This window comes from Sphaerimonospora cavernae (assembly GCF_042435035.1).
Taxonomy (GTDB): domain Bacteria; phylum Actinomycetota; class Actinomycetes; order Streptosporangiales; family Streptosporangiaceae; genus Sphaerimonospora; species Sphaerimonospora cavernae.
Map to the genome: position 1 here is coordinate 1 of NZ_JBHMQT010000081.1, position 628 is coordinate 628.

The following is a 628-nucleotide window of genomic DNA, read 5'->3' on the forward strand; positions in this document are numbered from 1 at the left end:
CTCCCAGCCTATCAACCCCATCATCTCTAGGGGGCCTTAACCCTCACGGGTGGGAGACCTCATCTAAAGGCAAGCTTCCCGCTTAGATGCTTTCAGCGGTTATCCCTACCGAACGTAGCCAACCAGCCATGCTCCTGGCGGAACAACTGGCACACCAGAGGTTCGTCCGTCCCGGTCCTCTCGTACTAGGGACAGCCCCTCGCAAGTCTCCTGCGCGCGCAGCGGATAGGGACCGAACTGTCTCGCGACGTTCTAAACCCAGCTCGCGTACCGCTTTAATGGGCGAACAGCCCAACCCTTGGGACCTACTCCAGCCCCAGGATGCGACGAGCCGACATCGAGGTGCCAAACCATCCCGTCGATATGGACTCTTGGGGAAGATCAGCCTGTTATCCCCGGGGTACCTTTTAGCCGTTGAGCGACACCGCTTCCACACGCCGGTGCCGGATCACTAGTCCCAGCTTTCGCTCCTGCTCGACCCGTCAGTCTCACAGTCAAGCCCCCTTGTGCACTTACACTCACCACCTGATTACCAACCAGGCTGAGGGAACCTTTGGGCGCCTCCGTTACCCTTTAGGAGGCAACCGCCCCAGTTAAACTACCCACCAGACACTGTCCCCCACCCGGA

At 59.6% G+C, this 628-nt stretch carries 1 rRNA gene; it reads right to left on the bottom strand.

The annotated features are described in order from the left end of the window. Positions 1 to 628 (bottom strand): 23S ribosomal RNA (locus ACFHYQ_RS29340); the annotation flags it as partial.